The sequence below is a fragment of the Psychrobacter sp. ANT_WB68 genome, assembly GCF_008369115.1.
Classification (GTDB): Bacteria; Pseudomonadota; Gammaproteobacteria; order Pseudomonadales; family Moraxellaceae; genus Psychrobacter.
Map to the genome: position 1 here is coordinate 611,443 of NZ_VOAZ01000002.1, position 13,379 is coordinate 624,821.

The window sequence follows — 13,379 nt, forward strand, 5'->3', positions numbered from 1 at the left end:
CTAACGGCAGTAAACAATAGACGGTACTGCTCAAAGCTCATGGGTTTTATATAAATCGAGTGTGACTCGATTTTATCATTGGCTTATCATTAAGCGGCGAGTTAAGTTTGAAACTGAGCTTGTTGTTAACAGTACCTTTATAAATGCTTGCTACCTTTTGAATAGTAATAATTGATTAGAATGAGTTCAAAAGGTAATGATTAATACTAATAAACTGAGGGTTTAATAATGAAAAAATTAGCAATTGCTGCATTGATGACGACTTTTGTTTTGTCAGGTTGTTCTACCATGGGCATGAATGATGAGCGTACTATGGTGGTTGAAGGTCAGCCTCTGAACGTGAAAGTGGTTAATATTCCAAGCTTTAAAATAGAAATAGCACCACTTAAAGCAGTATGTGAGCTACCAACTGCAAATGGCACTATGGTTGAGTCAGAATGCCTACAATATCGTCAGACTTATCAGAAAAACTACACGCCTTTAAACGGTGATATTCAAGGCTTTACTTACGAGCCAAATTATCGCTATATTTTAGATGTGCGCCAAGAAGCGGTTATGAATGAAGCAACAAAAGTAGTTAAGCCAGTTTGGATTCTAAACGAAGTGGTTTCAAAAACGGCGGAGTAATTCTAAACTTAGTTAGCATTAGCTAATAATAAGTTAGACAAACTACTTATCTAATGATAAAAAAAGCCTCTAATGATTAGAGGCTTTTTTTGGTGATGAGTTTAAACAATGAAAATCGATGTTTATATTAACATTGACTATAATTAACACTAACGCCACGGGTGGCAGTGGGGATTCGGTTGTCAGCATAAATAGCAAGACCGCCGCGCGCGGTTTCTTTATATTTATCAGACATGTCAGCGCCTGTTTGCTTCATAGTCTCAATGGCTTTATCCAAGGAGACAAAGTGCTGACCATTGCCGCGGCAGGCAAGACGAGCCGCGTTAATGGCTTTTACCGCGCCCATCGCATTGCGCTCAATACAAGGAACTTGCACCAAGCCGCCAATAGGGTCACAAGTAAGACCTAAATTATGCTCGATGCCAATCTCGGCGGCATTCAAGCATTTGGCTGGCGAGCCACCCATAATCTCTGCCAATGCTGAGCCTGCCATGGCACAGGCTGAACCCACTTCACCTTGGCAACCAACTTCAGCCCCAGAGATAGACGCGTTTTGTTTAATCAAGCTACCAATAGCAGTGGCATTTAATAAAAATTTACGTACACCGTCTTGGCTATAATTCGGTAAAAAATCACGATAATAGTGTAATACAGCAGGGATGATACCTGCTGCACCATTGGTTGGTGCCGTGACGACTTTACCGCCATTGGCATTTTCTTCATTGACGGCAAGTGCGTATAAGTCCACCCAATCCATCGCTGCCAGTTTATCCGTTTGGGCGATAGGCATATCTTTTTCAGCGCATAGTTGTTTATGTAGGTCGTGGGCGCGACGTTTGACATCAAGTCCACCTGGTAAAATACCGCTATTTTTACAACCTTGGGTCACACAGTCTTGCATCACCTCCCAAATCGTATCTAAATAGCTAAAAATGTCTGCTTGATTGCGATAGTGACATTCGTTGGCGAGTACCAGCTCACTGATACTTAACCCATGCTCATGGCACTGCTCAAGCAACTCTGCGGCATTATTAAAAGGGTAGGGAACGATATCAATCGTTGGACTGGCATGATCCTCATCGGGATTGTTTGCATCATCTTCATTAATAACAAAGCCGCCACCAACCGAATAATAGGTCTGCTGGTACTTGCTACCATCGGTCAATATAGCACGGATGCTCAATGCATTAGGATGATAAGGCAATACTGTATCATCGTACCAATACATATCACGCTCGGTATCGAAGTCGATAACATGTTTGCCAGACAGGTTAAGCTGATTCTTAGCAAAAATAGGTGCCAGATATTCGTCCGTCAAACGTGTGTCAATTGTACTGGGCGTATGTCCGAGCAAGCCCAAATATATGGCCGTATCGGTTGCATGTCCTTTACCTGTGGCTGCTAAAGAGCCATAAAGCTCTATTTCAATATTGTTAATCGTCGTTAATGCGGTTTGTTTAAGCAATGACGTCAAAAATAAGTTGGCAGCTATCATGGGTCCGACCGTATGAGAGCTCGATGGTCCAATACCAATTTTAAATAAGTCGAAAACACTAATCATAGAAATACCGATAAATTGTCAGTGTGTCAGCGTATGTGATAGATAGGCTTGAGTACTGATGTTAAAAGATAATAGATAATGGCCCCAAAAGCCTTGATGAATACAGCGCAATGACAAGGGCGGGCATTTATTTAAATGCGCACTTTAATGAATATGAGTATTTAAAAAATATGGGATATTATCTATAAATGTCTCTCAGTATAGGCGTACAGAGACCTGCTGAATAATAACTTTTATTTATCATAGAACTCCGTTATCATGCTCGCAGCCAATACCTGTGTAACATCCTGTAAGCTTGTTGGCACTATATAGTGAACAACGTCGCAGAAGGCCTTAAATTGCTTTTAATAGAACCTATTTGACGGTCTACATTTGGCCAAAGTAAATAAATTTTCCTACTGCTATCGTTTTTTTAATTTCTCTATAGTTGTTGATAATTAGCACGACTTAGCTGTTATCGTTTTGACTTAATTCATAGTTGTATTTCTCACAGTTTTTTAGCTGACTAATATCATCTCAGCTCAAATAGGACAGCGCATGACAACTCCCGAACCTCACGCTTCAAAATCCGAAAATAAGACTCAAGTACCCGCTGCTCACAATGCACTAGAAGCGGCTGGCATTGATGCAGCAGCGGTGAGCTATCCGCACAATCCAGACTTTGATAATGGTCGCTGGTTTCCAACGTGGCGTCCGTATGGCGGTGATTTGGATCGTGATCCGGTAGGTATTAATGAATATTTACCGCCTGCTAAGAGCGTTTTATTAGGTGTACAGCATACTTTTGCAATGTTCGGGGCGACGGTGCTAGCGCCATTATTAATGGGCTTTGACCCCAATTTAGCCATTTTGATGTCCGGTATTTGTACGGTGATGTTTTTTATAATTACTGGTGGGCGTATGCCCAGCTATTTGGGCTCAAGTTTTGCCTTTATTGGCCCTGTGATTGCGGTGACTGCTTATGCGGGTGTGGGATTTAATGACAATTTGAATGTCGCCTTGGGCGGTATCATGGCATGCGGCATAATCTATGCATTGATAGGTTTGTTGGTTATGAAAACGGGTACAGGCTGGATTGAGCGCTTGATGCCACCTATTGTTACTGGTGCAATTGTAATGATTATTGGTCTAAATTTAGCGCCAGTGACTATTCAAGGGGTTTCCGCCAACCAATTTGATGCATGGATGGCCACGCTGACAGTATTGCTTATCAGTGGAGTAGCAGTGTTTACCCGCGGTATGCTGCGCCGTCTGTTACTATTGGTTGGTTTGATATTGTCTTATATCGCCTATTTTTTCATGACCAATGTGCTCGGTTATGGCGTTCCGATTGACTTTACTAGTGTATCAGCGGCTTCATGGTTTGGTCTGCCAAGTATTCATTCGCCACGTTTTGAGATGAGCGCAATTATATTAATTGCTCCTGTCGCCTTTATTTTAGTTGCCGAAAACTTAGGGCATTTTAAAGCAGTGGAAGGTATGACTAAGGCACGAGTGACACCTTATATGGGTCGAGCTTTTTTTGCTGATGGTTTGGCGACGACTTTTTCAGCGGGTTTTGGTGGCACAGGTGTGACCACTTATGCAGAAAATATCGGTGTAATGGCGGTTACCAAAGTATATAGTACGACGATTTTTGTAGTCGCAGGTCTCGTTGCTATAATGCTGGGATTGTCCCCAAAATTTGGTGCGATTATTCAGACGATACCACCTGCTTTATTGGGCGGCGCATCCATTGTCGTGTTCGGTCTGATTGCGATTGCAGGGACAAAGATTTGGATAGACAATCATATCGACTTTAGTAAAAACAGCAATTTAATCATTGCGGCTGTTACCGTTATCATGGGGACTGGTAATTTTAGCTTGCACCTAGGTGGATTTGACTTAGGCGGTATTGGCACCGCCACCTTAGCCGCGATTGTGCTTAATGCGCTATTTAATCGCCAAAAAGACTAACCGTTAAAAAAGATTAAGTTTTTAGTGCTCAAAAGCTGAAGGTGATAAAAGTTATTAAATAATGACATTAGCCACTGTTTTATCCCCAACAAATAAAAGCCACAATTATTATTGTGGCTTTTATTTGTTATGATACTTATTTATAGTCGCGTTTATAAAATCGTGAAAAAAAACGATAACGTCGTAGCGCGCGTGGTTTAGGTTTTAGTGAACCCAGATAGATGGCAAACATGGTCAGCAGCGCACCACTCCATTGTAAAGTATTAATCGGTTTGTCGAGCCAGCTATAGTCAATCACTAAGGCTGCAATGGGTTCAGTTAATAATAGTAGGCCAGTCAATGCCAAAGACAGCTTAGGGATAGAGTAGGCGATAAGTCCCCAAGCTAAGCATTGCATCACAGTGCCATAAATCAACACCCACCCAATCTCAGACCACGTATTGGGCAGAATATTACCCATATCAAACACAAACATCGGGACAATCATTGCCACTACGCCGCCGATGCTAATCAGTTGCATGAGCATAAATATCGGCGTTGGCTCAGTGTCGTGGGTCTTACGGATAAAGGTCATCGACGCGGCAAGCATGGCGCCTGAAACGATACCAGTGACGAAACCCCAAGTCGCGGCAGTATTTTGCGCAAACTCAGGACTGCCTATCATTGCAACACCTAACATCGCTAAAAATAAGCTGATGAGCTGCAAGATAGATTGACGCTCATTAAAATATAAAAAACCAATGGCTGCTAAAAAGAAAATCTGCAAGCTATTAAGTAAGGTTGAGATACCAGGGCCTACCGCATAAATACTCTCGTGCCATAGTGCCAAATCGAGTCCTAAAAATACACCCGATAATAAACCGTAAAAAATAGCACGTTTTGAGCGCGGTAGTCGTTGCCCCGTTGCTTTAGCCAATACAGCAAACACCACGCCTGAAATAGCCAGCCGCCAAAATGACATGGCCCAGCCACCAATATCGACATGAGCGACAATCAAGCTGCCCAAACCAAAAATAATACAACCAATGACTAAGCCAGTAGCGGCGGAGCGTGAAGCGGCAATAGCCATGCAATATCCTTATCTCATTACTATGATAATTTTTTATCGTTGTTTGCTTAAGAGGTTACTAAAATAAGCTATATTGTCATTGTTTTGCGCTTGAAATGGAATGGTTTGATGCGATTTATTTTATGGTGATTTATCACACACTATCTATCTATAAATAAATCCGTCACCTTCTTACAGGAATAGCATTGGCGTCAACGTTGCTATTTGTTACTCTACTGTCTATCAGTATCTTGAAGCCGTTAATACATTTAAAATAGCAACAACATTAAAACACTTAAATAGCCTTTATTACTCTTAGCCTAGGTTTGCTTATGCTGCAACGTTCTATATTAAGACGAAAAATACTATCGTTATCTAGCTCACCGCCAAAACTGTCGCGCGACAGTTTTGTTGTGAGCCTGTTTTCTTTGATTATTGTAGCTGCCACGCTTTCTCTAATGTCAAACGCACAAGCAGCCAGCTGTAAAATTCCCAAAAGTTATTATAAAAACGTTTCTTGTACCGCAAGCAGTGGTTATTTTTTAGCGATAAAAGACTTTGGCGCTCCAGTAGCATTGATTAATAAGCAAGGTAAAAGCGTGGTTGACTTATCACGCTATCAAAAAGTGGATGCTGATAAAATATCTAGCGGTTTGTTACCCGTACTGCGTAACGGGCATGTGGGCTATATTAATATGCAAGGTCGTGAAGTTATTCCTGCGATGTACGATATGCTCAAGGACAGCCAAGGTTGGGCACGTCCCGTCTCTGAGGGTCGCATTGTGGTTAAACAGAATGGTCATTATGGAGTTATCGATACTGCTAACAAGATAATCGTACCATTTACCGCAGCAATTAGTAATATCGATGATTATCGCGGCGGCATTACTCGAGTACGTAAGAACCAAGCAATAAGTTGGTTAGATAAAAATGGCAATACCACGCGTGACCCCAACAGCAGTGCCGACGGTCAGTCATCGACCAATAATACTGAAGACAACGTCAAGGATCAGCAGAAATCAGCCTCATCCAGTCGTTTTACTACGTTGCAGCCACATCAACAAGATGGTCGATGGGGCTTTGTTGATGACCATAATGTCACTATGATTACGTATGCATTTGATGAGGTGCGTCCATTTTCTGAAGGGTTGGCGGGCGTGCGCATCGATAACGAATGGGGTTTTGTCAATTTAGGCGGCGAGCTGGTGATTCCTTTTCGCTTTAGCAATAGCGGTGTGAGCGTGGGTGATCGTTATAAAAATGAGCCTGCATTTGTATTCACAGGCGGCAAAGCGTGGATTGGTAATTTAAAAAATGGCGATAAGATGTGCATTGATAAAGAGGGCGCTGGTGTCAGTTGTGATTAATATTTATCACCATGCTTAAATTTTCAGATAAAAAAAGAGTGGCAGAATGATGGGTAATCTATCATTCTGCCACTCTTTTTTATTGCTCACTAATTAGCAGCACCGTGCTTAAAACACTACTTTTCTAATAAATGATTGCTGATTAAATCAACCATATAAGGCTGATAATATTCAGGAATATCGTGCGCCATGCCTTCAATCAAATGAAACTTGGCATTAGGAATGGTTTTAGCGACCACGCGACCTTGTGATGCCGGTAACAGCCCATCGGCGCTACCGTGCAGTACGATCGTCGGTGCTTTGACTTGCTTACTATATTTACTGATAGAGCCTGAAGCCAAAATAGCATTGAGCTGCTGCACGGTGCCAAGAGGATGGAAATTGCGCTGATAGCGTATCTTGGCAATATCTCGTACCATACGCACATTCACATGCCCTGGCGTACCGACAGTTTTCATAAACCACACGCTATGACGCACAATATCACGCTCAGAATGGCTCTCTGGACGATTAATAAGAGTGTAGAGCTGTTTGGGCTTTGGCGGTTTTAAAAAAGCACGATTGGTGGTGGTAAACATCAATGCCATGCGCTGCACTAGGCTTGGATAACGCGCCGCCACGATTTGGGCAATCATACCGCCCATAGAAGCACCAAGCAAATGCGTCTTACCCAGTTGCAATGCCTTAATTAAACGTGCCGTATCTTCTGCCATATCGGTTAAATTATAAGCAACCTGTGCCCCTTTGTTAGAGAGTCCTGTCTGCAGGCGCATCATCATTTTTAACTGACTGATACGTGGTAAACCATCAATCTGTACTTTAGATGACAAGCCGATATCACGATTGTCAAAACGAATCACAAAAAAACCAGCATCAATAAAGCGTTTTATGAAGTTATCTGGCCAAAATACCATTTGCGAGCCAAGCCCCATAATCATGAGTAGTGGCGGATTATCTGGGTTGCCACCCGCTTCAACGCACAGCTCGATACCATCACCAATATCTATCATTGCTTGATGAAGATGCTCGCTCAAGTCGGAAGCGTGCCAATGGTGCTCACCAAATTTTCGCCATTCAGGCGTTGGGTAGCTAAAGCTGCTATCTGATGTCTCAGGCAAATCGGCGCTATTGATGTCGTTTGTTTCTGTCATGAAGTATCCTATTTAGATGGTCATTGGCTTAAATTTCGAGCATTTCAAAATCAAGCTTGCCAACGCCGCATTCTGGGCAAATCCAATCGTCGGGAATATCTTCCCATTTAGTACCAGGCGCGATGCCTTCTTCAGGACAGCCGAGTTCTTCGTCATATATCCAACCGCAGACAATACATTCATAACGTTTCATAAATAGTCCTATCAATCATTGTCACTGTTACTACTGCCAGTGTTACTAGGTGTTTTGTTAAGACTCGTATTCACTATTATAGTCAAGATTGAGCCCGTAAAAACGCACGTAGTTTAGCATATAACAATCATTTTTATAGTTAAGTTTACACTTGTATATTGAGATTAACCAGCTTTTATCAAGTCATTAACCGTCAGTTTAAGGGTTTCAAGAAAGGAGGTTTTACCAGTTTTGCCGCCACCATAAAGCCGATTATGCTATAATTCTTGCTACTAATTTTACCAATTGATATGTCGATTACCACTGTCATATCATAACTTCAGTACTATAAGCCAAGGGTTATTATGAGCGCTAATGCCGTCGTTACGTCCACTAAAGTCAATAGCACAACCGAGTCGTCACATACGCTCAATACCGACCATCCATTTTGGCAAATCATTCGCACAGTACCAGACTTCCCGAAAGCTGGCATTGATTTTTATGATATTACCCCGTTACTACGCAGTCACATTAATGCGGTGATTGATGAGATGCTTGCGGCACTGCCTGCTGGTTTGCTTGATGATGTAGATTGCTTGGGTGCAGTTGAGGCGCGTGGCTTTGTGTTTGCTAGTTTGCTGGCAGGTAGATTGGGTAAGGGTATGATCTTGCTACGTAAACCTGGTAAGTTGCCACCACCCGTCGCTAATAAAGCCTATGCTTTAGAGTATGGTAAAGACACGCTTGAGATGCAAAATAACTTGCCACCTGAGCGCGTATTGTTGGTCGATGACATTCTGGCAACGGGTGGCACGCTCACCACCGCTTATGAGCTGTGTAAGTCTGCTGAGCATACGGTGGTCGGCGCTTTGGTATTGTTAGATCTTGTTGATTTGCATGGCAAGTTCCCTGTACCTGTCTATACAGTCTTAAAGGCTTAGGAAATAGGGTGTTTATGATAAGAAAAAGCGCGCTGAATGAATTCAGCGCGCTTTTTTCGATTGAGCTTATCTTAATACTACTTAGCTTGCTGGTAATTTTCACATGCCTGCTCTACTAGTATGCGACTAATCGTTTTCGGCTTAGTAACTTTAAAGTCTTTGGTGGTCAATATCGGCTTTTCTGATTGCCAAGACTTTAACACCTTATCGTCAGCAGCATAGTTGACATAAGCGCGACGATAATAGCTTGCATCCTTACAAGAGATGAGCCATTGCTGGTCGCTATGATGAATGTCACTTTCTTTAGTCTGTTTCTCTTTACTGTCTTTCGTGACGATTTTTGGCGCAGGATAGGTTCTACGAATCGAGACGGTAATATTTTCGACCGCTTTTTCGTCAATAATATGAATGTCTGAGCGTTCGATAGAATCTATATCTAAGCTGAAAATAGAGCCAGTCTGACTTTCTGATACCTCTAACCAGTTTACCGCATGGGCACTCATTGCAAGCGTACTACCTGCTAATATCACTGCTAGCCGTTTCATAATCGAGCCTTGCTTTTTGTTATATAAAGTCGTTCATCATAGCCAACTTAATATGAGCAGGCAAATTTCTTTTATGACAAGTGGTTCACGCTGAAACAATCTCAGCACAATTAATTAGCAGGCAGATGTCTAAGACGTATAATAAATAGGGCAGTTAATCACGCATGGCTGCTAGCATTTGCGCAAGCTCATCACGTGCACCGATAAAGCCATCAATGCCCTTTGGTAATAAGTCTTGAGTAACGGTATCTTGCTGATAGGCGGCACTGAATTCGTCATGCGTTAAGCTGACTTTGGTCATGTCGGCCAAATCCATGGACATGCTTGGTGACAGTTGGCGCGTGACTTCAACATCCATGGCTGCCAACTCATCAATTAGATTGGGCGCGATGGTCAGTAAATCGCAACCTGCGAGTGCCAATATTTGCTCAGTCGAGCGGAAGCTGGCACCCATCACTTGCGTTTTATAGCCATGCTGTTTGTAATATTGATAAATGAGTTTGACCGATTGCACGCCCATATCATCTGCAGCTGGTACGTTTTGGCGATTTTGTTGACGTTTTTGCCAGTCTAAAATACGACCAACAAAAGGGGAAATCAGCGTCACGCCAGCATCTGCACAGGCAATCGCTTGATGCTGACCGAATAATAAAGTCAGGTTGCAGTGAATACCCTGAGTTTCAAGATAACGTGCTGCTTCAATTCCTTGCCACGTTGCTGCCATCTTAATCAACACGCGCTCTGAGTCGATGCCTGCTTTTTGATAGGCTTCCATAAAGCTTAGGGCTTTATCAATGGTGGCTTGGGTGTCATAAGACAAGCGTGCATCGACTTCGGTTGAGACGCGACCTTCAATCAACGCCAGAATATTACAGCCAATTTGAATGGTTAGCTCATCAATCACCGCATCGATATCGCCCCGATGGCGACTCATGGTTTCTGACAGCATGGCCTCATTATCCGGATGAATAAGAGCTTTGGTAATCAGGCTTGGATTGGTAGTGGCATCGATGGGTTTTAGACGCGCAATGGCGGCAAGGTCGCCCGTATCAGCGACAATAGTGGTCATGGTGCGAAGCTGTTGTAATGCGCTCATCAGATATCCTTGGTATGGTCAATTAACGTTGTTATGTTCTTGTTTAGAATGGTTATTCAAGTTTGTACTCCATGATATTTTTTATTTATAAAGCTGTTTATCATGGTGAGGTTTCTAGAGGTTTTGGTTAGTAGTAATGCCTCAAAGATTTTCTTAAGCCTAAACCTATTAGACGTATGCGCTGTTAAAACTATGAGCTGTTAAAATTAGGTGCCTTTAATAAGAGCCTTTAAACTGTATCATAGATTTGAGCGTATGTAGCCCGATAGTTTTACAGCACTTGGTCGTTACAGGGCATAACTGTGCTAAGATTTATAGCAAATTGCCCATTAACGCGCATTTACGAATGGGCACTGTCGATAGTTTTTGCTATAGTAGAGCCGATCAGCTGTTTGCCTCGCGCGAAACATCAAAAGTAAGTATTTATTATTAAAATAAACATATTGAACAGAGAGTCACCCCTAACAGTGATAAAACTCAGTAATAATATTAGAGAAAGGATGGGCGGTAATGAGTGAGCAGTCACCAGAGCAAAATGTAGACAATCTAAATCAAATCAATACAAACGATATGGCCAATGAAAAAGAGTTTTTGGATAGTATCCGCCAAAATATCGATGCGGTAGACTGCGAAATACAGACGCTGATTAACAATCGTGCCAAACTGGCTCAGCAAGTGGCAGTCGTGAAAAAAAGCCATATTGCTAATAATCCAACTGCCGACAATACCAATCCTATTTTTTATCGTCCTGAACGTGAAGCGCAAGTGTTAAAGGCGGTCATGGAACGCAATACCGGACCCATCGCTGATGAAAAAATGGCGCGTTTGTTCCGTGAGATTATGTCGGTGTGCTTGGATTTAGAAGCGCCGCAACGTATTGCGTTTTTGGGCCCTGTCGGTACCTTTACCCATGCAGCAGCGTTAAAACACTTTGGTAAAGCTGCCGATACTGTGCCACTAAATACCATCACTGACGTCTTTCGTGAAGTTGAAGCGGGCACGGCGATGTATGGTGTGGTGCCAGTCGAAAACTCATCAGAGGGCGTGGTCAACCATACGTTAGATGGCTTTTTATCTTCTACGCTAAAAATAATCGGTGAAGTTGAGCTGCCTATTCACCAGAATTTCTTAGTCGCTGAGCATACCAAACTTGATGGTTTGAGCCGTATTTACTCGCATCAGCAATCATTGGCGCAGTGCCGTCATTGGCTTGACGTCAATTATCCTAATGTCGAGCGTGTGGCTGTGTCGAGCAATGGTGAAGCGGCCCGTCGTTTAAAAAACGAGTGGCATTCAGCGGCAATTGCAGGTGATGTGGCGGCGGCAGAGTACGATTTACATAAGCTTTACTCAAACATCGAAGACAATCCAAGTAATACCACGCGTTTCCTCATTATTGGTCACGAGGCGATTGCGCCATCGGGTCAAGACAAGACCTCAATCATGGTTTCGGCGCATGATAAAGCGGGCGCCCTGATCGAAATCTTAAAACCATTGTCCTATCATGGCGTGTCGATGACCAGTATCGAGACGCGTCCTGAACGTCCTAATAAATGGGCTTATGTGTTCTTTATCGATATGGATGGGCACATTGAAGACGCAAATGTGAGCGCAGCTATCGCTGATATCCGCCCATTAGTCAAAGATTTGCGTGTACTAGGCTCTTATCCAAAAGCAGTATTGTAAAACTGATTTAATCAAATTGTTTATCAAACGAATAACAGGTATTAACGAACAGTAGATGCGTTATCACCTCTAAGGATAAATCATGCAGTCATCTCATTCGACAGAGTTAAATTTATCACCGCTTGTGCCTGCCTATGACAGTATTCTAGAGCTGATACCTTATCAGGCTGGAAAACCAGTTGAAGAGCTGACACGTGAGTATGGCGTCTCAGATGTGGTAAAACTTGCCAGTAATGAGAACCCAAGAGGCTGCTCACCGCACGTTACGCTGGCGATTACCGAACAGTTGGGTCAGCTGGCACGTTATCCTGATGGCAATGGTTATTATCTAAAACAAGCGCTTGCTGATTTTAACGATGTCCGTGTCGACCAGATTACCTTGGGTAATGGCTCTGATGATTTGCTTGATATTTTAGCACGTAGCTTTGCTGGTGCTGACGATGCCATTATTTACAGTCAGTATGCTTTTATCGTTTATCCGATGCTGGCTAAAATGCAAGGGGCGACAGGTATAGAAGTACCTGCTCATCGCTTTGGTCATGATCTAAAGGCGATGAGTGAGGCAGTTCAAGACAATCCTAATACCAAAATGGTGTTTATCGCCAATCCTAATAACCCAACCGGCACCCAGCTTTCGCATCAAGAGTTGCAAGCGTTTATGGGCAGTGTGCCACGCTCGGTATTGGTGGTATTAGATGAAGCCTATATCGAATATAGCCCTGAGAGTAATAATCGGGCGCTGTTAGATGAGTTTGATAACGTGGTCATCGTACGTACCTTTTCCAAAGCTTATGGACTGGCGGGCTTGCGTGTTGGCTATGCGTTAAGCTCAGTGCCAGTCGCTGATTTACTCAATCGAATTCGTCAGCCATTCAATGTGAGCAGAGTTGCGCTAGCTGCTGCCGCTGCGGCGCTTAACGACCAAGATTTCATTGAAAAAACGAGGCTTACTAACCAAGAACAAATGCGCTGGTTAGAAAAGCAGTTTGATGCCTTGGGACTAGGGTTTATCAAGTCGCATGCCAACTTTATTATGGTTGAAATAGAAGTCGAGATGGAAGACATAACAGCGGCTTCTATTCATCAAGCATTGCTAGAGCAGGGCGTTATCGTGCGTCCATTAGAAGGTTATGGTTTGCCTAATTGGTTGCGTATTACGGTAGGGATTGCAGAAGATAACATGCGTCTGATTGATACGCTGCGCTCCATATTGACCGACGATTAAATAA

12 protein-coding genes are annotated in these 13,379 nt (G+C 42.9%); 6 read left to right on the forward strand and 6 right to left on the reverse strand.

Annotation, left to right across the window (positions count from 1 at the left end; translation table 11 throughout):
- Positions 1-228: 228 nt before the first annotated feature.
- Positions 229-627 carry a DUF4377 domain-containing protein gene (locus FQ084_RS07720; protein ID WP_149490048.1) on the forward strand — a complete coding sequence of 133 codons (399 nt, stop codon included), beginning with the start codon at positions 229-231 and terminating at the stop codon, positions 625-627.
- 127 nt (positions 628-754) lie between these two features.
- On the opposite strand, the gene FQ084_RS07725 is transcribed toward FQ084_RS07720, so the two are convergent.
- Entirely contained in the window at positions 755-2,188 is a 1,434-nt protein-coding gene (locus FQ084_RS07725; RefSeq protein ID WP_149490049.1) for an L-serine ammonia-lyase, read from the reverse strand.
- A 537-nt stretch (positions 2,189-2,725) separates the two neighbouring features.
- Here FQ084_RS07725 and FQ084_RS07730 point away from each other — a divergent pair.
- Positions 2,726-4,144: a solute carrier family 23 protein gene (locus FQ084_RS07730; protein ID WP_149490050.1), complete on the forward strand. Its 1,419-nt coding sequence runs from the start codon at positions 2,726-2,728 to the stop codon at positions 4,142-4,144.
- A gap of 136 nt (positions 4,145-4,280) precedes the next feature.
- Here FQ084_RS07730 and FQ084_RS07735 read toward each other — a convergent pair whose 3' ends face one another.
- Positions 4,281-5,213 (reverse strand): DMT family transporter, encoded by a 933-nt coding sequence (locus FQ084_RS07735; protein ID WP_149490051.1) that lies wholly within the window; start codon positions 5,211-5,213, stop codon positions 4,281-4,283.
- Between the two features lie 311 nt (positions 5,214-5,524).
- Here FQ084_RS07735 and FQ084_RS07740 point away from each other — a divergent pair, with 311 nt between their 5' ends.
- Positions 5,525-6,559, forward strand: coding sequence for a WG repeat-containing protein (locus FQ084_RS07740; RefSeq protein WP_149490052.1), 1,035 nt, complete (start codon positions 5,525-5,527; stop codon positions 6,557-6,559).
- Between the two features lie 116 nt (positions 6,560-6,675).
- Here the strand turns inward: FQ084_RS07740 and FQ084_RS07745 are convergent, their stop codons facing one another.
- Entirely contained in the window at positions 6,676-7,710 is a 1,035-nt protein-coding gene (locus FQ084_RS07745) for an alpha/beta fold hydrolase (RefSeq protein WP_149490053.1), read from the reverse strand.
- Between the two features lie 28 nt (positions 7,711-7,738).
- Complete coding sequence (locus FQ084_RS07750; RefSeq protein ID WP_149490054.1) at positions 7,739-7,903, reverse strand: rubredoxin; 165 nt, start codon at positions 7,901-7,903, stop codon at positions 7,739-7,741.
- A gap of 344 nt (positions 7,904-8,247) precedes the next feature.
- Between FQ084_RS07750 and FQ084_RS07755 the strand changes: the two genes are divergently transcribed.
- Positions 8,248-8,823: an adenine phosphoribosyltransferase gene (locus tag FQ084_RS07755; RefSeq protein WP_149490055.1), complete on the forward strand. Its 576-nt coding sequence runs from the start codon at positions 8,248-8,250 to the stop codon at positions 8,821-8,823.
- 77 nt (positions 8,824-8,900) lie between these two features.
- Here the strand turns inward: FQ084_RS07755 and FQ084_RS07760 are convergent, their stop codons facing one another.
- Positions 8,901-9,368, reverse strand: coding sequence for a hypothetical protein (locus FQ084_RS07760; RefSeq protein WP_149490056.1), 468 nt, complete (start codon positions 9,366-9,368; stop codon positions 8,901-8,903).
- Positions 9,369-9,522: 154 nt separating this feature from the next.
- A complete protein-coding gene (locus FQ084_RS07765; RefSeq protein ID WP_149490057.1) occupies positions 9,523-10,464 on the reverse strand; it encodes a transaldolase in 942 nt (313 codons plus the stop codon).
- 570 nt (positions 10,465-11,034) lie between these two features.
- Between FQ084_RS07765 and pheA the strand changes: the two genes are divergently transcribed.
- A complete protein-coding gene (gene pheA / locus FQ084_RS07770; protein ID WP_227686218.1) occupies positions 11,035-12,150 on the forward strand; it encodes a prephenate dehydratase in 1,116 nt (371 codons plus the stop codon).
- A gap of 82 nt (positions 12,151-12,232) precedes the next feature.
- Positions 12,233-13,375, forward strand: coding sequence for a histidinol-phosphate transaminase (gene hisC / locus FQ084_RS07775; RefSeq protein WP_149490059.1), 1,143 nt, complete (start codon positions 12,233-12,235; stop codon positions 13,373-13,375).
- Positions 13,376-13,379: the final 4 nt, after the last annotated feature.